The sequence below is a fragment of the Undibacterium sp. KW1 genome (assembly GCF_009937955.1).
In the GTDB taxonomy this organism is placed as follows: Bacteria; Pseudomonadota; Gammaproteobacteria; order Burkholderiales; family Burkholderiaceae_D; genus Undibacterium.
Genome location: NZ_AP018439.1, coordinates 5,611,195 through 5,631,045 on the forward strand (window position 1 = coordinate 5,611,195; position 19,851 = coordinate 5,631,045).

Annotated in this window: 20 protein-coding genes; 5 read left to right on the forward strand and 15 right to left on the reverse strand. The window is 49.0% G+C overall.

The features are described 5' to 3' along the window. Positions 1-28: 28 nt before the first annotated feature. From UNDKW_RS25250 to UNDKW_RS25260, 3 genes are all read left to right on the forward strand, one after another. Complete coding sequence (locus UNDKW_RS25250) at positions 29-604, forward strand: DUF3833 domain-containing protein (RefSeq protein ID WP_232063110.1); 576 nt, start codon at positions 29-31, stop codon at positions 602-604. Further along, the gene (locus UNDKW_RS25255; RefSeq protein ID WP_370529055.1) at positions 601-1,302 is read left to right on the forward strand and encodes an SDR family NAD(P)-dependent oxidoreductase; all 702 of its coding nucleotides are present in this window, start codon (positions 601-603) and stop codon (positions 1,300-1,302) included. Before UNDKW_RS25250 ends, UNDKW_RS25255 begins: the two co-directional genes overlap by 4 nt. Positions 1,303-1,367: 65 nt before the next feature. Next, complete coding sequence (locus UNDKW_RS25260) at positions 1,368-1,826, forward strand: nuclear transport factor 2 family protein (protein ID WP_162060994.1); 459 nt, start codon at positions 1,368-1,370, stop codon at positions 1,824-1,826. 2 nt (positions 1,827-1,828) lie between these two features. On the opposite strand, the gene UNDKW_RS25265 is transcribed toward UNDKW_RS25260, so the two are convergent. The 13 genes from UNDKW_RS25265 to UNDKW_RS25325 all read right to left on the reverse strand — a co-directional run bounded on the left by UNDKW_RS25265 (position 1,829) and on the right by UNDKW_RS25325 (position 13,565). After that, positions 1,829-2,257: a nuclear transport factor 2 family protein gene (locus UNDKW_RS25265; protein ID WP_197893021.1), complete on the reverse strand. Its 429-nt coding sequence runs from the start codon at positions 2,255-2,257 to the stop codon at positions 1,829-1,831. A gap of 108 nt (positions 2,258-2,365) precedes the next feature. After that, complete coding sequence (locus UNDKW_RS25270) at positions 2,366-3,580, reverse strand: phospholipase effector Tle1 domain-containing protein (RefSeq protein WP_162060996.1); 1,215 nt, start codon at positions 3,578-3,580, stop codon at positions 2,366-2,368. A gap of 12 nt (positions 3,581-3,592) precedes the next feature. Further along, positions 3,593-4,102, reverse strand: coding sequence for a hypothetical protein (locus tag UNDKW_RS25275; protein ID WP_162060997.1), 510 nt, complete (start codon positions 4,100-4,102; stop codon positions 3,593-3,595). Between the two features lie 532 nt (positions 4,103-4,634). After that, a complete protein-coding gene (locus UNDKW_RS25280; RefSeq protein WP_162060998.1) occupies positions 4,635-4,949 on the reverse strand; it encodes an HU family DNA-binding protein in 315 nt (104 codons plus the stop codon). A 232-nt stretch (positions 4,950-5,181) separates the two neighbouring features. Then, positions 5,182-6,168, reverse strand: coding sequence for a hypothetical protein (locus UNDKW_RS25285; protein WP_162060999.1), 987 nt, complete (start codon positions 6,166-6,168; stop codon positions 5,182-5,184). Between the two features lie 94 nt (positions 6,169-6,262). Continuing rightward, positions 6,263-7,363 (reverse strand): M23 family metallopeptidase, encoded by a 1,101-nt coding sequence (locus UNDKW_RS25290; protein WP_162061000.1) that lies wholly within the window; start codon positions 7,361-7,363, stop codon positions 6,263-6,265. Then, positions 7,353-8,063 carry a hypothetical protein gene (locus UNDKW_RS25295; RefSeq protein ID WP_162061001.1) on the reverse strand — a complete coding sequence of 237 codons (711 nt, stop codon included), beginning with the start codon at positions 8,061-8,063 and terminating at the stop codon, positions 7,353-7,355. The genes UNDKW_RS25290 and UNDKW_RS25295 overlap by 11 nt, the downstream gene beginning before the upstream one ends. After that, positions 8,063-8,713 carry a hypothetical protein gene (locus UNDKW_RS25300; RefSeq protein ID WP_162061002.1) on the reverse strand — a complete coding sequence of 217 codons (651 nt, stop codon included), beginning with the start codon at positions 8,711-8,713 and terminating at the stop codon, positions 8,063-8,065. Before UNDKW_RS25300 ends, UNDKW_RS25295 begins: the two co-directional genes overlap by 1 nt. A 43-nt stretch (positions 8,714-8,756) precedes the next feature. Further along, the gene (locus UNDKW_RS25305; protein WP_162061003.1) at positions 8,757-10,448 is read right to left on the reverse strand and encodes a hypothetical protein; all 1,692 of its coding nucleotides are present in this window, start codon (positions 10,446-10,448) and stop codon (positions 8,757-8,759) included. Between the two features lie 16 nt (positions 10,449-10,464). Next, the gene (locus tag UNDKW_RS25310; RefSeq protein WP_162061004.1) at positions 10,465-11,634 is read right to left on the reverse strand and encodes a hypothetical protein; all 1,170 of its coding nucleotides are present in this window, start codon (positions 11,632-11,634) and stop codon (positions 10,465-10,467) included. A gap of 14 nt (positions 11,635-11,648) precedes the next feature. Beyond that, the gene (locus tag UNDKW_RS25315; RefSeq protein ID WP_162061005.1) at positions 11,649-12,299 is read right to left on the reverse strand and encodes a hypothetical protein; all 651 of its coding nucleotides are present in this window, start codon (positions 12,297-12,299) and stop codon (positions 11,649-11,651) included. 151 nt (positions 12,300-12,450) lie between these two features. Then, positions 12,451-13,077 carry a hypothetical protein gene (locus UNDKW_RS25320; RefSeq protein WP_162061006.1) on the reverse strand — a complete coding sequence of 209 codons (627 nt, stop codon included), beginning with the start codon at positions 13,075-13,077 and terminating at the stop codon, positions 12,451-12,453. Then, positions 13,077-13,565: a hypothetical protein gene (locus tag UNDKW_RS25325; RefSeq protein WP_162061007.1), complete on the reverse strand. Its 489-nt coding sequence runs from the start codon at positions 13,563-13,565 to the stop codon at positions 13,077-13,079. The genes UNDKW_RS25320 and UNDKW_RS25325 overlap by 1 nt, the downstream gene beginning before the upstream one ends. Before the next feature lie 177 nt (positions 13,566-13,742). Between UNDKW_RS25325 and UNDKW_RS25330 the strand changes: the two genes are divergently transcribed. Together UNDKW_RS25330 and UNDKW_RS25335 are read left to right on the forward strand one after the other, a co-directional pair. After that, positions 13,743-14,270, forward strand: a complete 528-nt coding sequence (locus UNDKW_RS25330; RefSeq protein WP_162061008.1) for a hypothetical protein — start codon at positions 13,743-13,745, stop codon at positions 14,268-14,270. A gap of 82 nt (positions 14,271-14,352) precedes the next feature. Next, entirely contained in the window at positions 14,353-16,608 is a 2,256-nt protein-coding gene (locus UNDKW_RS25335; RefSeq protein WP_162061009.1) for a DotA/TraY family protein, read from the forward strand. A gap of 315 nt (positions 16,609-16,923) precedes the next feature. On the opposite strand, the gene UNDKW_RS25340 is transcribed toward UNDKW_RS25335, so the two are convergent. Both UNDKW_RS25340 and UNDKW_RS25345 read right to left on the reverse strand, forming a co-directional pair. Beyond that, on the reverse strand, positions 16,924-17,925 hold the full coding sequence (locus tag UNDKW_RS25340; protein ID WP_162061010.1) for an HNH endonuclease: 1,002 nt from the start codon (positions 17,923-17,925) through the stop codon (positions 16,924-16,926). Between the two features lie 828 nt (positions 17,926-18,753). Further along, positions 18,754-19,848, reverse strand: coding sequence for a hypothetical protein (locus UNDKW_RS25345; RefSeq protein WP_162061011.1), 1,095 nt, complete (start codon positions 19,846-19,848; stop codon positions 18,754-18,756). Positions 19,849-19,851: the final 3 nt, after the last annotated feature.

Consider the following 19,851-nt stretch of genomic DNA (forward strand, 5'->3'; position numbering starts at 1 on the left):
CTAACCAATCACCACCACGGGAAGATATATGTTTACACGTACGTTCTATCGTCAATACCGGCTGTTCTTCTCCAGCCTCAATGTAGCGTTGCTCATGCTGCTGACATCCTGTGCCAGTCAATATGACCCTGGCCGCTACCGTAACGAAACCCCAAAGCTGGACATGCAAAGCTATTTCAATGGCAAACTTGATGCCTGGGGCATGTTCCAGGACAGATCGGGGGCGATCGTCAAACGCTTTACCGTGGTCATGGATTGCCAGTGGTCGGGCGATACAGGTACGCTCAATGAAGACTTCAGTTACTCCGATGGCAGCAAGCAAAAACGTATCTGGACCTTGAAGAAAGTGGGCAATGATCAATTCACCGGCACTGCTGCCGACGTGATAGGCGAAGCGAAGGGACAAGTATCTGGCAATACCCTGCACTGGAATTATGTATTGGCATTGCCAGTCGATGGCAGCGTTTACAATGTCGATTTTGACGATACCATGGTCTTGATGGACGACAGGATCATGCTGAACCGTGCCATCATGCGCAAGTTTGGCGTCGAGCTGGGCAGCGTGACTCTGTCCTTCACCAAACGTAGCAGCACCACACCATGAATCCCGTCATACGCGACTGGCGTGGCAAACGTGTCTGGATCATAGGCGCATCCAGCGGCATAGGTGAAGAAACGGCGAGGCTGTTGCTGACCCTGGGTGCCAGGGTCGCACTGTCCGCCCGCAAACTGCCGCAGTTGGAAGAAATTGCGGCTGGCTACCCCATGGCCGAGGCCGTGGCAGTGGATATCTGTGATCATGCCAGTATCATGACTTGCCATACAGGGCTGATGCAAAAATGGGGAAGCATTGATCTGGTACTCATCGTTGCCGGCAGCTACAATGAAATGCGGGCAGACAGTGTTGATATGGCTGCAGTTAACCAACTGATAGACATTAATTTGCGCGGGGTTTATCAATGCCTGGATGTGGTCCTGCCTGCTTTGCTGAAGCAAGGCAGTGGCGGCATAGGCGTAGTCGGTTCAGTTGCGGGTCTCTCAGGCTTGCCCAAGGCGCTGGTGTATGGTCCGACCAAGGCGGCCATCATCAATTTGTGTGAATCCCTGTACCTCGATGTGCGGCCAAAAAATATCGCGGTATATATGATTAATCCCGGCTTTGTGGAAACGCCGATGACTGCGAAAAATGACTTCAAGATGCCCGCATTGATCAGTGCACCTGAAGCAGCGTTGGCTATCGTCAAGGGTATGCAAAGGGGGACTTTCATATCCACTTCCCGCATCGTTTTACAAACTGGCTAAGACTGGCGCGTCTACTGCCTTACCGCAGCTATTTTTATCTGGTTCATAAAGTCACAGGTTTATAAATGTCCAACACTCATGTACCAGTTCATGTAGATCATCAGGCCAGTCTGGATAAGCTCGTCAGCTTCTTTGAATCCATCACACTGGCGACCTGCCAGGACTTGTCTGGTGTCTATACTGAAGATGCCTATTTCAAAGACCCGTTCAATGAATTGCGTGGCCTGCCTGGCATCAACCAGGTTTTCCAGCACATGTTTGTGCAAGTTCATGAGCCGCGCTTTCGCGTTACTTCTACGGTGTTGCAGGGTGACACCGCTTTTCTGGTCTGGGATTTTTTATTTTCGATGAAAAACTTCAATGCAGCACCGCAATGCATACGGGGTGCCACGCATATACGTTTTGCGGATGATGGCCGGGTGAATTTTCACCGTGATTATTGGGATGCGGCAGAAGAATTGTATGAAAAGCTGCCCGTGCTGGGCAGCTTCATGCGTTTTTTGAAAAACCAGGCGCGCAAATAAATTTACTTGCCTGCCTTATAGGCGGGCAAATATTGGGCCAGCCTCGTGCCCATTTCCTGGCCCAGCGCTTGCAAGCCACTCATGGGCCTGACCATGACTTCAAAATCGACGATCTTGCCTTCGGCATCAAAGCGTATCATGTCTATGCCCTTGAGCTGCTTGTCACCGACATTGGCACTGAATTCCAGCACGATATTCAAACCATCATCGGAAGACAATTCGCGGTGATAAGTGAAATTTTCAAATACCTTGACGACGGTACCCAGTATCAATACGACTGCCTGGGCGCTGGCATAAGGCTGATGCGCCATGGGAGAACGAAAGACCGCATCTGCATGCACGATGGATGGCAAGGCACTCAGGTCTTTATTGGCAATCATCTCATGCCAGGTTTGCAGGGAAGCGGCAACAGCGTCGGGCAGCTTGTTCATTGTCATCCTTTTATGTTGATTTAGCCCGGTATGCTTCGGGCTTTATGTAAAAGGAATGATCTTAGACCAAATTCTGCCTGCGGGTATTTTTGCTGTTGTAATTTCAGTCTACAGTTTTGGTTGTACAGGCTTCGCGACTTCTGGCGTACGTGATAACAAACGACTAGAGGGGCTGTCATCAGCACTCAATACATTCAGGTCGGCACCTGGCCTGGTGGCCGTAATGGGCTTGATACTGCCGCTGAACTGTTCCAGCAATTTCTTATCGACAGGTTCAACTGGTTTGCCATCAGGATCTTGTTTAGGTGTGATCCCGCGCTCTTCTACCCTGCGGTAAAAAAACTTATGTTGAGTAGAATCATGGATAACACTCTTCTCTGGCTCTACCGGCACTTCACGCTTCATGATCAATGCTGAACCCAGACTGGCATTCAGGTAACCACTCATCAGATTGAAGTTACGTGTAGAGAGGCCATTGAGCTCATAACCACCACCTATGTCGCTATGGCAGCCAGCAGTCGTCACACCGAGGAAACGCTTGTCAGCCGACAGGCCCTGCGGAATGATGTTATCTGCCGGGAACAGGGAGCGATGTTCATCGCCCGCCTTGATTTGCAAACCGCTGATGACTGAATCGGCAGGCCGCCTGTCCTTGCGCTCTGGAGCTCCCGTCGCAACCGGGTCGTACATGGCCAGCGCCTGAGGGATAGAGCCTGGCTCCTTCAAAGGTGGCGCAGTATAGATTACCTTGTCATCTTTCAGACCCAGGCTCAGCGCATAGGTTTCGACCTTTCTGGCATTCGGGTCCTGGACACCTCTTTCATCGACCATCCGTGTAAAGCCTGCCGCCTGCTCGGCACCGCGGCTGAAACCGACGGAGACTACACTGATCTTGGCATCGGGATTTTCTTTCAGCCAGACAGCCGCCTGATTATCGAACTGCTCATACATCGCTTCCAGGCGTTCCTGATAGGTGCCACCTGTAGCGCCATCCCAGGTCCCCTTGAGTCCACCCTGGGTACCCGGACCTTCCTTATAATATCCACCGATATGTGGATTGTCCTGTGCCGCTGCCTCAATCTGATCCTTTAATAAACCAACATTGGTTATATGCTTGGGATCATGAACTGCATCATTACCTGTGCCATCAAACAGGGCCACGAAAACCCGTGAATTGGGATCCTTGCTGTCATATAACTGAGGCACTTCAAAGGCATTGATTTGCGCCTCCGCCTTGGTATAAGTCGCCAGTTGGGCAGGAGTAGCCTGCCTTACGTCAACGCCATCCGATTTCACAGGATCAGATTTCACAGGGTCGGTCATGGAATGGTACCATTAATAGGTTTTTGAATAAGCCAAAGTACGGTGGTCGTGATGATCGCGTGTCGCCTCATCTTTTTCGAGCCGTATTGTGACGAACATGTACACGTTCAAAGTTCTGTCATTCACTTCAATAATGATAGTAGGCTGACCACCGGAGATGGGGTCGGCCTTGTATATCCGGCTAACATCATCTGTATGCAAGACTTTGCGGTCCTTGAAAATGTCGTCCAGATTCAAGCTGGCTGAAAGCTTGCTGCCATCTGCTGCAGACCATTTGACTTCAACCGGTCCGGCAAAAGTGATATAAGACCCGGATTTAAAATTTGGGTATCTGTTTTGATCTTTCTCGGTCTTCGCGGGTGCCAGTTTTCCTGCACTCAGCTTGTGTGGTGTTCCTGCATACAGGACATCAACATCACTGGCGCTGTACACTTGGATGTTCAAATCATGTTTGGAGAATTTCAGAAAATCTTCATTTGCCATTGCGCTAAATCCCAGTTGTGTTTGTAAAGCGATTGCCATCAAAAATCCTGCAAAATTTCGTTTAGAGAGTTTCATTTTTACCCATCTTTGCACAGAACGCATGCGATGAAACCGCAGAAATGCATGCCAGAATTACACCGATTAAATATGCTGCATACGAATTATTATCAGAATTTCAAAAATAATCCAAGTTACCGTGCAATTCCTTAGCAGTTGAGGAAAAACGACATCCAGAATTGCGGATAAAGCCAGCGTTTTCACCACACCTGGCGACATGACTGATGGCTCCGGAATCTGATTACTTACAGGCAAAACAACATCGCGTTACAGACTTGATGACAATAATTATACGTCCATGTTTTTTATTTTACAAATAAATATACGAATAAAAGTAAAAAACAATTTAAGAATTGATTGTGCGGAAACTGCACTGAAATCGCCTCCTGCGGCCGTGCTGTTTGGGAGCAGGATTTTGCTGAGTCGTGATAGGGAAACAGGGATAAAAAAACGGATGCCGCAGCATCCGTTTTTTATAATAACAAGCGAGTATCGCGCCAAGGCTGATCCGGGCTTAATCGTCCTCTTCCTTTATATCATCCACGGGCAAATTATTAACCTTGTTCTGCAGATAACGGCTGGGTTTGAACTTGGGAACCTTGCGGTCTTCTATCATGACAGGCTCGCCTGTGCGTGGGTTCCTGGCCTGTTTGGCATTTCTTTCAGCAAGCTTGAAGGTGCCAAAACGGCTGATCTTGGCTTCACCGTCTTCTACCATCTCCCTGACTATCTCGTCAAAGACGAAGCTGACGATGTCCTTTACTACATTCCTGGTCAAATCACCCTGATATTTGCTGTAAATACGCTCGACGATATCGTGTTTTGTCATTTTTTATGAATGCTTTCTTATAACAGCGATTAACTGCCTGGTTTGCAGTCAACAACTGCCGATTTTCTAAAAAGCTATAATATGCCTTCATAAATTGAAAGTCAAAGCGGGCTGGACGGAAAGAAAAACGGGCTGGCAGGCAGCAGTCTGCAGAAATTGCCGCTCAATGACAAGCCGGAAAGAGGGTCGTGACGTCAAAAAACACTATTGCGCAGTTCTTAGAAAGCAGGCATTAAAGGCCAGGGATAGGTGAAGCTTTGCGCGCAGGCATTTCTGGCTGCGCCTTATTTTTATCTGCTGCGCCGGGGCCAGGCAAAGGCATAGCCGCAGCAGGTGCAACTGCGTTTCCATTGCGTGCCAGTTCCTGCAACTTGCTCTTGCCATCTGCCTCACTGACCGTACGGGCATCCGGGCCATAGCGCTGGGATACTGTCATGCTCTTGTTTGACCTCAGTTGCAGTGACAAGTCGTCCATCTGCGCTTTGATCAAGCCTGCATTTGCTGGCGGCAAAGCAGATGCCCTGGGCATCAACGCCGCCGGTTCTTCTGTTGCCATTTTGCGCACCAGCCAGTTCGATTTCAAGACATCCATGGGCAATGGCGCAGCTTTGGTCTGCTCAGTCTTGAGACCGGCTGATTCAAAATTTTTGGCATAGTCTGCCTGCCTGTCAAGATTGGCTTTAAGGTAAGCAGATGACTCATCCTGCATGCGCCGGTTTTTTTCACGACGGGCTGGGTCAAAGTATTTTTGCCGTATCTGCGCTTCCCTGTGCTCAAAATACGTTTTTTGCTGCACAGTCATTCTCTTGCCATCACCACGATCCAGCCCCAACAAGTGTATTTGCAGTTTCTCCATCGCGGCATCCAGCGATTTATATTGAGGACTGGCGTCACCGGCCTTCAGCTCGGACTGGTATTTTTTTTGATAGTCCTCAATCTGCTTTCGTCTTTCAGGAGACATCTTCGCCAGCTTTTCGGCATTCGCCGTCTGCATGGCTTTCAGGATTTCATCGCCATTCTTGCCTTTCATGCCGGCAACGGCCGCCTGATATTTTTTGCTGTCCTCGGCTCTCAATTTTGGCGCGCTGCCCGGGCCACTCTGCGCTTTTTTCTGTTCAGTGGCGGTTTTATTTGCGCCGGGACTGTCCATCTGTGTCAGGTCGTTGACTTGCCGGGCCTGAACACAAACAGGCCATATCATGCCAAGCAACAAAGACATGATTGCTACCTGGTGTATGCAGTATTTTCTTTGCTCAGACTGATGAGGGCGCGCGTTCATTTCATCGATACCGGGTTCACAAAAGTATCAGGCATTAAGGTGAAATACTGCGCAATGCAGGTTCACGCAATTTTTTGGTTTTCATCTGGATAGCGAGTTCATTGAGCAGCGCTGTCCTGGTGGCAGACAACTGCACTATATTCTCGGCAACTTCCTGTTTTTGATACTGCATATAGATCTGGTACGCCGTCATGACTGCCAACTCATAGTACAAAGGCAGCTCTCCCTTGAGTGAGAGTTCGGAATACCACTGTTCAGAACCAAAGCGCTTCTTCGCCTCACCAACTATCATTTCAGAAAATGACATTTCTTCCGCAAGCAAAGGCGCGGGCATAGGTGGTTGTTGCGATGCATTATCACCAGACTTGGCGATCTTGGCAGCATCCACATTGGCGACAGGATTGGGAACAGCAACGGACGAGCTGGGTACCGTTCCCGTCGTGGCATTCTGCGCCAGATATTTGTCGTAAAACTCTTTGTCGAAATTAGGTGTGGCTGCGCCAAAAACATCCCTGTCTGTCACGCCAGCCGGACGTACCAGGCTCAGGGGTGGCTTTCTCTCTGGTTTATCGACGGCGGCCTGATAGGTAAATGAAACACCACCGCAAAACGGTGGCGGTATACGCCAGGCCTTGGTGCTACTGGCCTCACCTTTGGTGATCACTTCCAGATGGATATGTTCGGGATTGGGCAGGATACCGGTGTTCGACGGTACGCCTATCTTGTCACCGACACTGATGCTGGAACCATTCAGCCTGGCCTTGCCGCTGGCGTCAGGTTCAAAACTTTTCAGGTGGCAGAATTTGGTGGCAAAACCATCTGGCTGGCTGATGACAACCATATTGCCACAACCAGCAGTACCTGGAAAGGAGCGGTAAGTGCCATTCAGCGGTGCTACTACCATGGGGTCGGTCAGTGCTTTTTTTGAAAAGTCCGTACCATAGTGAAACTGCCATTTGCCACGGCCATTAGGATTGGCATCAAAGCGCCAGCCAAACGGGCTGCTGACAACCAGCTGGCCCGACTTGATGACAGTTTGCAGGCAAGTGCTTGCTGACGCCAGATTTTGCGTCATCAAGCTCGCGCAGACTGCTGTCGCCAGCAGATAGGGTCTGAGAGTAAATTTAGCCTGCATTTTTTTTCAACAATGGTTTTAGTATGGACTTAATCGTGTCTTTTTCATTCCGCGTGGGATTTTCACGCTCCATCAAAAATACTCCGGCCTCATAAGCGATCTTGTCCTCAAATCCCAGGCCCAATGCTGCCCAGTTCAGGTATTGCCTGATTTTCTCATTGCGTAATTCGCTCTGCGCACGGCTTGCTGCTGTCTGCACTGTCTTGCACACTGTCTGGTCGTACTCACTGTCATGTGAAGTATCGACGCAGATACTGTTATAAATAAAGTGATGCAAGGTCAGGTAAGGTAAATCAAGTGCCACACCCTTATTCTGGTCAGCCTGTTTCAGGCGAACAGCGGTATAAAACAAAATTTGCGCTGATACCACCTGGTCATTTGCCGCATACCACGCCATCTTCTTGTAGATCATGGCATAGCGCTTGTCCGGCTCACTGGCAATAATGCCAGCAGGACGCAACACCGCCATCTTGGGATAGGCATAGGCCAGCGAGGTATCGATTTTCTTTACGGCGTCCGTCTCCTTCATGGAGAATATCTTGCTCGCCTCAGCCCGATTCTTCGCCGACTTTTCTATCATGTAAAACGAAAACCAGGGACTGTCTTCAGCAGGTTCACTCCCCAAGCTGGTTTGCGCCTGCACGACACCAGCAGCAAGGCAAGCCAGGGTAAATAGCAAATAATTGAAAAACAGCCGCATCATCGTTTGGCAATGTATTGCCTGGCCTTGGCATCAAAAGTAAATGAAAAAGTCCGGTCGAGTTTTTCCAGTGCCGTTCCAGACTGGTTCATTGCCGTTCCTGTCTGGCGCAAAACCACATCCGGGTAATCTGGCGTGACCGAAACAGGGAAGCTGGCGGAAAGCTTGCTGTCAGCACAAAGCTTTTTGCCCTGGCACGCGGCACCTTCGAGGTTATTCAACAGTACTTCTGCAGTCTTGAGTACGCTTTGAGGCTTCTTGTCTGCGCCGAAGATAAAGATTTCTGCAGATGCATACATATAGCCCCCTTTATTTGCGGGAAGCAAAACCACGGCTACCTGATTTTTTGTCTGCGAAAAAAATCCACCAGCCCCGCTGGCGTCTTCCACAGCGATACTGGCTACACCGCCAGGGCCTCGCACATTAATCGCATCATTACCACACTTACCTGACTTCTCAGGGCAATTACCGTCGCGGACAAAACTCGACACCCAATAGGTATCCTTGCCACTGTCAGCAAGGGCAATGACTTTTTCGACACCTGCGGCCGATTTTGCTTCCTGCCCCAGCTTGACTACATCTGCAGCATGGGCAGTTGCAGTTACCGCAAGCACTGCAGTCAGGGTAATTGTGAGCACACTTCTTTTCATGGTTTCACCAGATATTCTCTGTTTCTCTTTTACATGACCGGCATCAGCAAGCATTGATGCCAAATTTCTTGCGCCAGAATTCCCAATACATCTGACCATTGATCTGCTCCAGCGGGACACGCGGACTCATATTGCCCTGGATAGCTTTTTTCCTGGCTGTAGATAAAGGCGCACCTGTTGTGATATTGTCGTAAATCTGCTTGAAACCGGCAGCGCCCATATTGTGCATGCCGTACAGGACAAACACCGGCGGCACACCTTTCACCCCTTGCGGGAAAGTGCTGCTGAAAGCTGCGATATTGGCGATCGCATATTTTTTGGCAGCGATACCGTTCTGGTAAGGATCAAACACCTGCTCGGGCAAGAGCCCGCTCATGCCTACGTCAGCCAGTGCGCCAGCACCCATCTGATACAGGCCATAGTAATGAGCCGGGCTGACGGCACGCGGATTCTTGGTTGATTCTACATAGGCATAGTAATGCCAGGCAGAGCGGGAAATACCAAAATTGAGCAAAGGGGTTCCAGAGTCACCGTTGGCAAAGGAATTATTGATGGCGGCATTCACATCTGCCTTACCCATGGCTTCATATTTGGCGAAATCGGCACTGGCGGCGCAGCGTGCCTGCGTCTCTGGCGTGCCTGTCGTTGTTGAAGATGGGTCAAGATTGGGATTAGCGTCAGCAATCTGGTTGGCCACGTCGGCACGCGCTGAATTGTCTGCATTGAACGCCACCACCACTTTACTGCGGCGGGCGATCTGCGAATTAAACGAGTGAGCCACGGTACTCATGCGCGCCTGTATGACATCATTACTACCTGAAAAAGCTTTCCTGGCGTCGGAATTGTAAGTGTCTTCGTTGTAATCAGTGGCAGGATAATTACCCATGCCCATGACGTTTTCTGACCATACCATGGCCGCACGCTTTTCTTCTTCTGACAGCTGGGTGGTCTTCGCCTCACCAGTCCTGGTATAACCAGGTGGTATGACATCAAGATTCTGCAGGTGATCGGCTGCGGCAGCTTCGCAAATACCGTTAAATACATCGGACATGCTGCAATAAGTCGTGGAATGGCGCAGATAACTTGCCTCAGCATCTGCCATCCTTGAAGTACGCATGCTATTGACAAGGCGGGTATTCATTGCATCAGCCGCTATCGCCGTGCCGGAAGAAACCAGAGGCGTGACCTGCGTTTGTGCAACCAGCTCATTGCAGACCTTGGTAGGCATATTGGTGCCGACTCCCTTGATCAGGGTAGCAGCAACGGCTTCTTCCGGACCACGGGGAGTGCTGCCGGGCAGGCCGACCTGCGTTCCATACAGGAAGGACTTGCCCTGCAACATGGCCGCTTCGCCATCATTCTCGACTTTATTGCGCGCCCCGCCAAGTTCAAAAGCAGCAGCTACTTTTGCACCTGCGCCCCAGGTCTCAGGCAATACCTGGTAATTAACCAGCGAAGCAGCGGCAAGAGTCACGGCAGAAACCGCAGCAGAGATGGCTGCGATGATCAATGATGTGGATTCAGATATGGCAAGCAGCATATCCGGCGACCAGATCTCGCAGATAGTGTAGCCCATATAAACGCAGACACCAGCCCTGGCCGACTGCGAAATAAAGAACAGGGACAACAACAAAAAACTCAAATAGAACGGAGCATACCGCCGCAAACCACTCTTCCTGGCGGCGGGATGCTTTTGCGATTTTTGTTTATTGAAATAAGTCCACATGAATGTCATCGCTCTTTGTATGCGATTAAGGAGTTGTACCAATGGAACGCAGAGCCATTTCACGATTCTTCGCGTAATTCGGATTCATGCTCACGGCAATTTCATTGAGGATCGCAACCTGTGTCGCCAGGTTTTGCTCCACCCTTTCCTGCTGCACATAGGATTGATAATCCATCCAGCTTTTGAATGCCATCATCTTGTTCAGCTCACGCAACAGACCATTGGTATTGTATTGCGACAAAGTCAAATACCAGGACTGATCGACAAAGCGGTTTTCCACGAACAACTTCATGGCCTGCAAAGGCGACAAGGCTGTGATACCAGGCGCAACCAGGCCCATGGAATCTGGTGTCAGGCTGGGATCAACCTTGCGCATCAGGGCGCCATTTTCCATCGTCGCCAATGGCACAGATGCCCGCGCCGCATAGGTGTTATTGGCTGACAGCCATTGCTTGCCTGCGGCAGTCTTGGAAATTTCATCGACATTCTTGGGCGTATTCGGCGGCTCACCCACTACGTTGACCGCAAAACGTGATGCTGCAATCAGGCCTGCGTCATCCAGTGGTTTGTCAGCGGATGCCAATACCGTCTTGGAAGCATTGACCGGTGCCTGGTAATAACGCTTGCCTTCTGCACTGTTTTCCAGATAGATCATGTCGTCCTGATAGCGCTTGGCCATCTCTGCACGAATATCCGGCGCACCGTTGCGGAAGTAGTTAACTTTTTCCTGCACGCTTTGCGAGTCCGGTGAAACTCCACCCACAGCAGACCCCAGGGTAGTTGATGAGGCCAGGTCATAGCAATTACGCTGACCATTCAGCATGGGGTCTTTGATATTCAGCAAGGCGATTGCAGCGGCTTCATTGATCTTGATATCACCATCAACGGCTATCTTGCCTTCTGCCAGTACCTTGGCTCTTGCACCATTCATTTCAACGGCAGCCTTGACCTTTGCACCGGCACCCCAGATTTCAGGCAGGATTTGCAATTCGACGAGTTCAGTCATGGCGGCAATCACTGCGACCGCCGCAGCCTCTACTGCAGCAACTACTGCTGCACCTGCAGAAACCGCACCTGCCGCAGCAGCCGCACCGTCACCGCAACAGGCGTCAGCACGCAAAGGAATTAATGTGACTGGTACAGCAAGGGCGCATGACACTGCAATCGCCACGAATTTTTTATTCAGATTTTTCATCGCTTAACCTTTACTCATAAGCCAGGAATAGTCGATTGAGACTGGGCGGGCGCAGCAGGTGGCGGCGCTGGCGAATACACAGGTGGCGGGCTGGACGGCCCGCTGCCGACACTGACGAAGCTGCCAAAGGTATTCACGCCTGACTGGTTGATACCCGAGTTGACAGTGCTGACTGCATTGCTGACTGCGCTATTCCACGCCCCAGTGGCCGCTGCACAGATCTTCATGATGATGTCGTTGACCAGCTTGTCGATGAGCTGATTCAGGATGGCTTCAAATGCCGCCGTAAAACTGAAACTGGTCGGCAGATTGAACGCCACTGAAATCAACTGGATATTGTTGAGACAGGAATTAATGGAGTCGTTGAAGCGCTTGACCGGATCGCCCGGCGCCGCCGCAGTTGCCATGTTTCTCGACGACTTGTTGATGGCATCGTCCATATCATTACCGCAATTTTTTTGCGTCCTGGCCTTGGTTTCACTGGTACCCAGAGCATTTGATGCACGCATGTTTTTCTGCGTATTCGCATCCAGTATCACCAGGCTGGAATCCACCGATCCCACTGCACCAACAGTCGAGACACCGTCTGCCCTGACCATGGCTGGCAAGATGGCGACAGAGACTATCAACAAACGGCACATCACATTTTTCACAATTTCCCGCATCACTAAGCTCCTTGCTTTCGTATCATTGTCTGAGCTGCTCAAGCGCATACATCCTGTTTATTCTGCCCATCTATGTTGCTTATTTATTTCGCTTATTTACTCTACTTTTATACTGTCTTTTCTATCCCGTCCAACACAAGCGCCGTGCAAATTACAAGCCTGGTATGGCGGATGGGGGACTAGCTGGCGCGGGTGCTGCAGGTGCCGGGCCAGGCGGCGCAGGTCCAACAACGACAACACTGCCAAAAGTATTGATACCTGATTGATTGATGCCCGTATTAAGCGTATTGATCGCATTACCAACGGCAGAATTCCATGCCCCAGTCGCAGCAGCACATATTTTCATGATGACTTCATTCACCAGTTTTTCCATCAACTGTTTGAGTATTGTTTCAAACATTTGTGTAAAACTGAAACTGGTTGGCAAGTTAAACACTGCAGAAATTGTCTGTATATTGTCAAGACAGGCATTCACACTGTCATTCAGTTTTTTGACTGAATCACTGTATGTCATGGAACGGGCCATGTGCTGCTGCCCCTCTGTCAGAGAATCTTTTGCTTTTGTGGCGCAGGGATCAATCGCTGCCAGCTCTGTCTGATTTGCCCCCACTACCCCATTCAGTTCCAAAGTTTTTTGTGCGCTTGCATCCAGCGTGGTGATGGTCAGATCGCCCACGCCGGACATGCTGTCGGCAGCACTGATACCTGGCATCAGCATCAACAATGCCATTATTAATGACCAGACTGACAGCAGTAATTTTTGAGAAATGAATTTCATCAGGCCACCCGCACGCCCTGCTCAATGGCTGCCTTTACTGCAGCCAGTCGCTCAGGTGCAAATACCGTTTGCAACAGCGCTGTCTTCCGTGCGAAGCGCAATCTATCCATCATGAGCTTGAAAGCCACCCGGTCAATAGCAGTCACACCACCCTGCTCATACAGACTCTGTGCCTCATGCAGGAAATTAAATTCAATTTCAGGAAATCCGGTTTCCAGCCAATACACCAGGCGCAAGGCCCTGGACGAATGCAAATAGGCGAGTACAACCAGCAAGTCGTTGATGAAAGCCGCCTTTTGTCCAGACTGCACAGCCTGGGCCAGCATGGCTGGCATGGATGTCACCAGTGCTGTCAACTCATCATCCATGGGTGTATCACCATCCAGCACCCAATCCTCGGTAGCATCCATCGCGCCAATAATATACGGCGCACCGGGCGACACTTCGCTCCAGTACGTCTCCAAGCCTTTACTTGTTAAATCAACCATATATTATCCATGCCAGAAAATACAACACTGACGCATTATAACTACAGAATTATTTAAAGAAAATACCCTTGTACTTTTTACTTTGTTTCAAAAAACCTTTATAAGTAATAAGTTTTTTAAAAATATTATTTTACTTGTCGAGTTTTTACCATCAGGTTATCATTAATAATTGAAAAAGTGAAAGTAAAAAACTTAATGGCGGTAATTTTGGACAATAAGTCAACATTAAGAAATGCAAATTCAGCAACATCCGAAGCCGAGGCAACGGATGAATTTAGCGACAATTTGCAAAAACATAAAATGATAGAGGCAGCCCATCATGTTGCCGACATCATGCTGGGCCCGGTAGGTGGTGTACTTGTGGCGCACGCTTTGCACGCCGCAGATATGGTTGCAGAGCTGTATAACCAGCCGAATACGAACAATGCAAATGCCATCCCATTAAACCAGCCGCATTTAACGCTGAATGGGGTGCCGACAGCAAAACCGGTATTGGTGCTGGATGCAAATGATGACCTCAGAAATCCAGGTAGGAAGCTACACAAGAAGCCAAGTGAAAAAGTAGTCAACGAAAATGAAAAACGCTATCACGAAAGAGCATTCAGCCAGGGTATGGATCTGACACCCGCCATCACCCTGCCTACCGGGCGACCGGATATGGCGACTGGCACGACGCGCAAGAAGAAGCGTATTACACCTATTTGAAAATACTCATGGATGATTTAATCGTCCACAAAAGAACATCATCAGAGTCGCCCAACAGCATTCAGCCATTAAAGAGATAACCATGCGGATACAAAAACACTTTAGCAAATATGCCGTGCTTCCACTTTTATATTTCTTTCAGATGACGAGTGCTTATGCAGGCAATTTCTGGGTACCCACCAAAGGAGACGAGGATTATTCGATAATGATCCTGAGGTACGTTTTCGGCGACGTCGTGAAAAATATTTATAACGGCAATATAGCCTCCAACGGTACTCACATCCTTTCCAGTTTGCTAGGCACCATGAATGCTGGCGTTCTGGTCATTGGCATGATTATCATGGCCTACACTTATATTGGTGGGGCTGTACATACTGCCAAGGACGGAGAGTGGCTGGGCAAAAAATGGGACACCATGATGGTTCCATTACGTACTGCTGGCGGCATGGCGATGTTGCTGCCAACGGTTGCAGGCTATTCTTTCTTACAAGTAGTACTGATCTGGGCTGGATTACAGGCAGTTGGACTGGGCAGCACAATCTGGAAGACTGCATATAAGAATATCGGTGAGCAAGCCTCTATTGCGCCCCCATTTCTTGCTCCAAATAAAACTGCAAAACAAGTATTCCTGATGGTAGCTTGCAAGCAGGCCGGTGATATGTACGGAATGAAAATCACTCCTAATGTTAATATTCCAGACGGAAAAATTATTTACGCCGCCGAAGGCTCCCAAGACGCCGGTAGTGCGGGCTATTGCGGCACCATACAGTGGAGTGCTTCGAGCCTGATAACGAAGCTAGCCAATGCAAAAAACACCCTGATTGGTTGCGACAATTTCTTCTCTAGTCAGACAGGCTGCACAACATTGCTATCAGATACTGACGGTCAGCCAGCCTCAAAATTCAACGTAACCGGTTTTGAAGCCGTCAATTTGTTTAACGATGCGGACAAGATAAAATTTGAAACAGAAATGCGCAAGGAGCATGGAATAATTATTGAAAATATGCTCAAGAATCCTGATCTCATCGCGATGGCTGATGCCTTGCTAATGTCAACGGATGCCTCCAAAGTCGTAATGCTTCCGGGTCCGGGTGGCACGTATCAAAGCACACTTTCAAACATCCAACTGCAATACGAAAAAGACTTGATAGAAAAAATTCAGTTACACATGAAAACAATTCTGCTAAAAAATGGCACTATTCAGGCTCTGTGGGTAAGTAAAATGCAGGCACAAATGGAAGAAGCGGGATGGCTGCACGCCGGTTCTTTTTACATGAAGATCGGCAACTTGAATAATGCCATTCAAAATGTGATCAATTCCTCGATTTCTACCGCTTATACCATCCCCAATATTGCCGGTATGCAGAACGAGAGTCAGAATTCTGCGTTCTCTGTTTTTCTGAACAATATCCAGCAAACTATTATAGGAACAAATGATCTTGCGAATAAGATAGAGAGTAACACTCCAGCAAAGTTCGATATATTCGATATCAGAAAAACCTGGAATAGCATCACTGATGGCATTTCCACAGGTATGTTGAAGTTCGCCATGGTAGGCGAAATTGGGAAAAATGGCCTGGATCCCCTGATACAGCTGAAGTCAATTGGCGATACTGCCATCGTGGCAGGGGAAGTCATGCTAGTGCAAGGTTCTGGTGCTTTGCCGTCCGGTGAAAAATCTGGCAACGCTACCACCATGTCGATTATTTTGGCAGCCCTGACAGGGATCATGTTGAGCATGGGGATGTTCCTTGGAATAATATTGCCCATGCTCCCCTATGTATTTTGGGTTTCTGGTGTCGCCTGGTGGTTAATCTCCTTTGTTGAGGCTGTCATTGCAGCGCCAATTTGGGCAATTGCGCACATGCATCCGGAAGGACACGATATTGCTGGCCGTGGCTCACCGGGCTATATGTTTGTCCTGTCTATCTTGATACGCCCCGCATTAATGGTTATCTTCCTGTTTGCTGCCATGCTGCTGATTAAGCCTATCATGACCGTCGTCAATCAGGGATTTTTTCAATCCATCTCGAATATGACTGAAGGCTCGATGGTAGGCATCATGACTTTACTTGGGACATTGATACTGTATTCGGGCATAACTACCAAAATGATTATTACTGTGTTTGGCATCATCAATACCGGACCGGACAATATCATGCGCTGGATAGGTGGCAGTGACTCTGTCGGCAGTCAAGCACAATCCATGGCAGGCAATATCCATCAGGGCGTTGATGGTGCCGGCAGTCAGGCGGCAGCAGGGGTAGGTCAGGTTGTCAAAGGGGTTGGTGGCAAGATGGCTGCTAAACGTGGCAGCGTAGTATCCTCAGCGCAGTAAGCGCTTCATCATGCGCAAAATGCCATCCCTGCTCCCGCTATAACATGGGCAAGGATGGCATATTCAATTCAGCTGTTTTGGCCAATAACGATAAAGACTTTGGCACAACAGTCTTGCGAAACCTGCGCTGCAAACTCGTCGATCTGAAATGCGTATTCGTGACTGCGTACAAGTTCGTACCTTAAGAAATCATTGTTGATTTAATGAAATTCTTATGGGTAAATCAGACCAGATTTTCCGGCAAAACAAAAACGCCATATACATTCTAAAGAACTGTATATGGCGTTTTACAAATTCACCTGCAATCCAAAAAATTCAACCCTCTTTCTGGGCACCCGCTATAGAAAACAATTTCATGCTGTTCAGTGGGAGCTGGGATAGAAAAGGCAGCTTGGAGCCGACTTCACGTCCCCGCTTTGGGCGCTTTACCACCTGTTTATCCTCCCCAGGAAACTGCAAGCCTGTACCATCAAGCAAATCCAGATTCAATTCCCAGGATTTTTTTGAACGTTCTTTCCATACATGCAGGGCATGCTGGTAATAAGTCTGTGCCTGCGGTTTGCTCCAGCCATTGATCCTCGCCAAATGCGCCATCGCTGCTTCGAATTCTTCATCACTCTTGGCCCTGCTCAGCTCTATATTTTTGACCGAGTGGCAACGAGGGCATAAACTCATCAGGGCTGTGATTTTCTGCGTTCCCCTGGTTTCGTCGTATTCAAACACTTCATGGCATTCAACCGGGTGTTGATGGCCTTGTTCAAAACCATTTTCCAGACATATCTCACAACGGTACCCGGCGCGAACAAAAACCGCCTTTTTGAGACGGTTGAATTCTGCGTGGCCAAGGTGGCTGCGGACACTGGAAAAACGGCTGGAAAATGGGACAGGCTCTATAGACAGTACCGGACGGCTCAAGGGCACCTGCAACAGGTTTTCTGCGCTCGAAGCGGTAGTGACGATAGTCGGACGCAGGGCCGCCATTTTCTTCAATTCCTGCTGCAAGGCAGGCAATTCATTGACGAGCACACCAATTTCACTGGCCAGCTTGTTGACTACGCGGACATACGGGAATATGGCAGCCAGTTGCGTCAGGCCAAAATTCAATTCATCCCTGAACAGCAGTCCCTGCTCTTCATAAAACTCTTCACGCGCCAGGATGCGGCGCTGCGCCAGTGACAAGGGGCCGAGTAAGCACAAGCGCTTGCTTTGCGTATCAGGGTCATAGGCCACCACCATACGCAAGGTGTGCATCGTCAAATCCGCCCACTTGGTCAGTGGCTGAGCTGCGGTTTCTGAAGATTTCAAGTCCTCATTCATGATTTCGTCCACTGAATGCTCCAAACTAAAACGCAATATCAATCTTTATGTTCCGGGTTTTGCTGAGTCTGTTTCTTCAAGCTGGCACCAGAGCGCCAACCCACTACATCCGCCTTGAATCCATGCACGATGTTCCTGCCTAACTGACGTAAGGAACGCAAGCACCAGACAACTATGCGTACGAACAATTTTCGCGGCCTGGTCGTCTCTGGATCAATTTCAGATTGCTGATCAAAGGCATATATAACAAGACAAAGCAACACGACTACCAAAATCCAAAAGTAAATCATTTCTACCTCACACTGTCTTTGTTGCTTGCAGCCTTTATTTCCATGGGCCCTTCATTGTTGCAGAGAAGAATGTCCGTATGATGAAAAATGCTGACTGGCTTGTTTAAATTTAGCTTAAAAAGACAGTAGTTGCCGTAGATTAATAATAACTATTCATGAATCTTGGCAAGCGTTTAAGCCACATATCTTAACCTAGCGGCCATGTTCAGCCTATAGCGCGAGGTTCAAACTGGTTTTGCTTTTGTTTCTATTTGCAAGCACCCTTGACAAAAAATAAAATATATAAATAACAAGGCACCGTACCACTTGATGATGACACCGCCCTCAACTGCGATACTTGAGATAGTGCTTGAAATGCCGCTATGAAACAGCGGCAGTTTCAAGCATCGTCTCAACAGAAATCAGGCCGCGGCTGCCCTTAGTTACATGACATGCCCGTCAGCTTGTTTTCCACCAATATAAACACTGAATACCTACTCAAGTATGTAGATTAGCTCCTCAAATTTCCCCCAGCATCAGAGTCAGGAAACATTTGGTTTCAATTTTTCCTGATCATGCGTTCTATCTGTTCGACCTCAGGTTGCTCAGGGACAATAAAAGCATTGCGTTCACCGCCACGCTGATAAATCAGCAGAGGAGTTCCTCTAAATTTGGTATCGCGTAAGAACAACAGATTCTGCGACAAAGACCGCGCCACCCTGTCATCCGGCGCGACCGACTTGATGGTTTTCCTGAACATTTTTTCGACGATATCGGTTTCACCGCGATTCAATAAAAAGTAGGCTGCCATCTGCGCCGATGGGCTTTGCATATTATTACCGCTTAATGAAATGACCGGTATCCAGCGTACGCGCAAGAGACCGCGTTGCACATAAGGCCGCAGCATTTCCCAGGTTTTGTGGCAATGTGGGCAGATAGGGTCAAAGATCACGTACACGATATTATTGCCACTACCCTCTTCTACCCATGCGGTAGATTTTTCTGCTGCGGCAAAAACCTTGTTCTTGAACTCAGTAGGAACAGTTTCCAGCTCACGGATGGTAGTGAGCATCTTGCTTTGCTCGGAAACCGTCTTATCAACTTCGCTTGCCTGCGTTGGTGACAATCCTGTGACCGCAACAGGCGCAGCCTGAGCGACGCCTGCCTGCTCAGCCATCTCGATTTTGGTGATGGAGCCACCGGCAGAGTTAAAGACCTCGCCAGCCGCCAGGAATTTGCCGTTAGCAGTGACATAAAATATTTTCTTGCTGCCATTACGTTCTACCACCAGGCCCTTGAAGCCGGAAGAAGAACGGAATTCCTTGACGATATTATTACCCTTGCCCTGCATGATGCGGTTCCAGTCTGGCGCTGACTTTGGCGCAACACTCTTCTGCGACAAGGGCAGGCCGTCTTCACCAAACAACTCGCCCGAAAAAAGATAGTCACCGTTTTCAGTCACATAGAATGTCTTCTCGGCACCGCCAGCCTCGACGACCAGGCCACGAAACCCGGAAGGTGAAGAAAATTCCTTGACGACTTTGTTGCCGCGCGATGTCATGATTTTCTTCCAGTCCGTCGCTGCCATTGCAGACAGGGAAAGCGACACACCCAGCGCCATGAGCATACTTTTTACCAAGCGTTTCTTTTGCATTAC

Bases quoted from the DNA above. Each gene is read 5' to 3' on its own strand.
- UNDKW_RS25270 (WP_162060996.1), bottom strand. From the start codon at position 3,580: ATGACCGACCCTGTGAAATCTGATCCTGTGAAATCGGATGGCGTTGAC.
- UNDKW_RS25305 (WP_162061003.1), bottom strand. From the start codon at position 10,448: ATGACATTCATGTGGACTTATTTCAATAAACAAAAATCGCAAAAGCAT.
- UNDKW_RS25345 (WP_162061011.1), bottom strand. From the start codon at position 19,848: ATGCAAAAGAAACGCTTGGTAAAAAGTATGCTCATGGCGCTGGGTGTG.
- UNDKW_RS25255 (WP_370529055.1), top strand. From the start codon at position 601: ATGAATCCCGTCATACGCGACTGGCGTGGCAAACGTGTCTGGATCATA.
- UNDKW_RS25310 (WP_162061004.1), bottom strand. From the start codon at position 11,634: ATGAAAAATCTGAATAAAAAATTCGTGGCGATTGCAGTGTCATGCGCC.
- UNDKW_RS25320 (WP_162061006.1), bottom strand. From the start codon at position 13,077: ATGAAATTCATTTCTCAAAAATTACTGCTGTCAGTCTGGTCATTAATA.
- UNDKW_RS25340 (WP_162061010.1), bottom strand. From the start codon at position 17,925: ATGAATGAGGACTTGAAATCTTCAGAAACCGCAGCTCAGCCACTGACC.
- UNDKW_RS25280 (WP_162060998.1), bottom strand. From the start codon at position 4,949: ATGACAAAACACGATATCGTCGAGCGTATTTACAGCAAATATCAGGGT.
- UNDKW_RS25315 (WP_162061005.1), bottom strand. From the start codon at position 12,299: ATGCGGGAAATTGTGAAAAATGTGATGTGCCGTTTGTTGATAGTCTCT.
- UNDKW_RS25290 (WP_162061000.1), bottom strand. From the start codon at position 7,363: ATGCAGGCTAAATTTACTCTCAGACCCTATCTGCTGGCGACAGCAGTC.
- UNDKW_RS25335 (WP_162061009.1), top strand. From the start codon at position 14,353: ATGCGGATACAAAAACACTTTAGCAAATATGCCGTGCTTCCACTTTTA.
- UNDKW_RS25265 (WP_197893021.1), bottom strand. From the start codon at position 2,257: ATGAACAAGCTGCCCGACGCTGTTGCCGCTTCCCTGCAAACCTGGCAT.
- UNDKW_RS25275 (WP_162060997.1), bottom strand. From the start codon at position 4,102: ATGGCAATCGCTTTACAAACACAACTGGGATTTAGCGCAATGGCAAAT.
- UNDKW_RS25285 (WP_162060999.1), bottom strand. From the start codon at position 6,168: ATGTCTTTGTTGCTTGGCATGATATGGCCTGTTTGTGTTCAGGCCCGG.
- UNDKW_RS25300 (WP_162061002.1), bottom strand. From the start codon at position 8,713: ATGAAAAGAAGTGTGCTCACAATTACCCTGACTGCAGTGCTTGCGGTA.
- UNDKW_RS25260 (WP_162060994.1), top strand. From the start codon at position 1,368: ATGTCCAACACTCATGTACCAGTTCATGTAGATCATCAGGCCAGTCTG.
- UNDKW_RS25325 (WP_162061007.1), bottom strand. From the start codon at position 13,565: ATGGTTGATTTAACAAGTAAAGGCTTGGAGACGTACTGGAGCGAAGTG.
- UNDKW_RS25295 (WP_162061001.1), bottom strand. From the start codon at position 8,063: ATGCGGCTGTTTTTCAATTATTTGCTATTTACCCTGGCTTGCCTTGCT.
- UNDKW_RS25250 (WP_232063110.1), top strand. From the start codon at position 29: ATGTTTACACGTACGTTCTATCGTCAATACCGGCTGTTCTTCTCCAGC.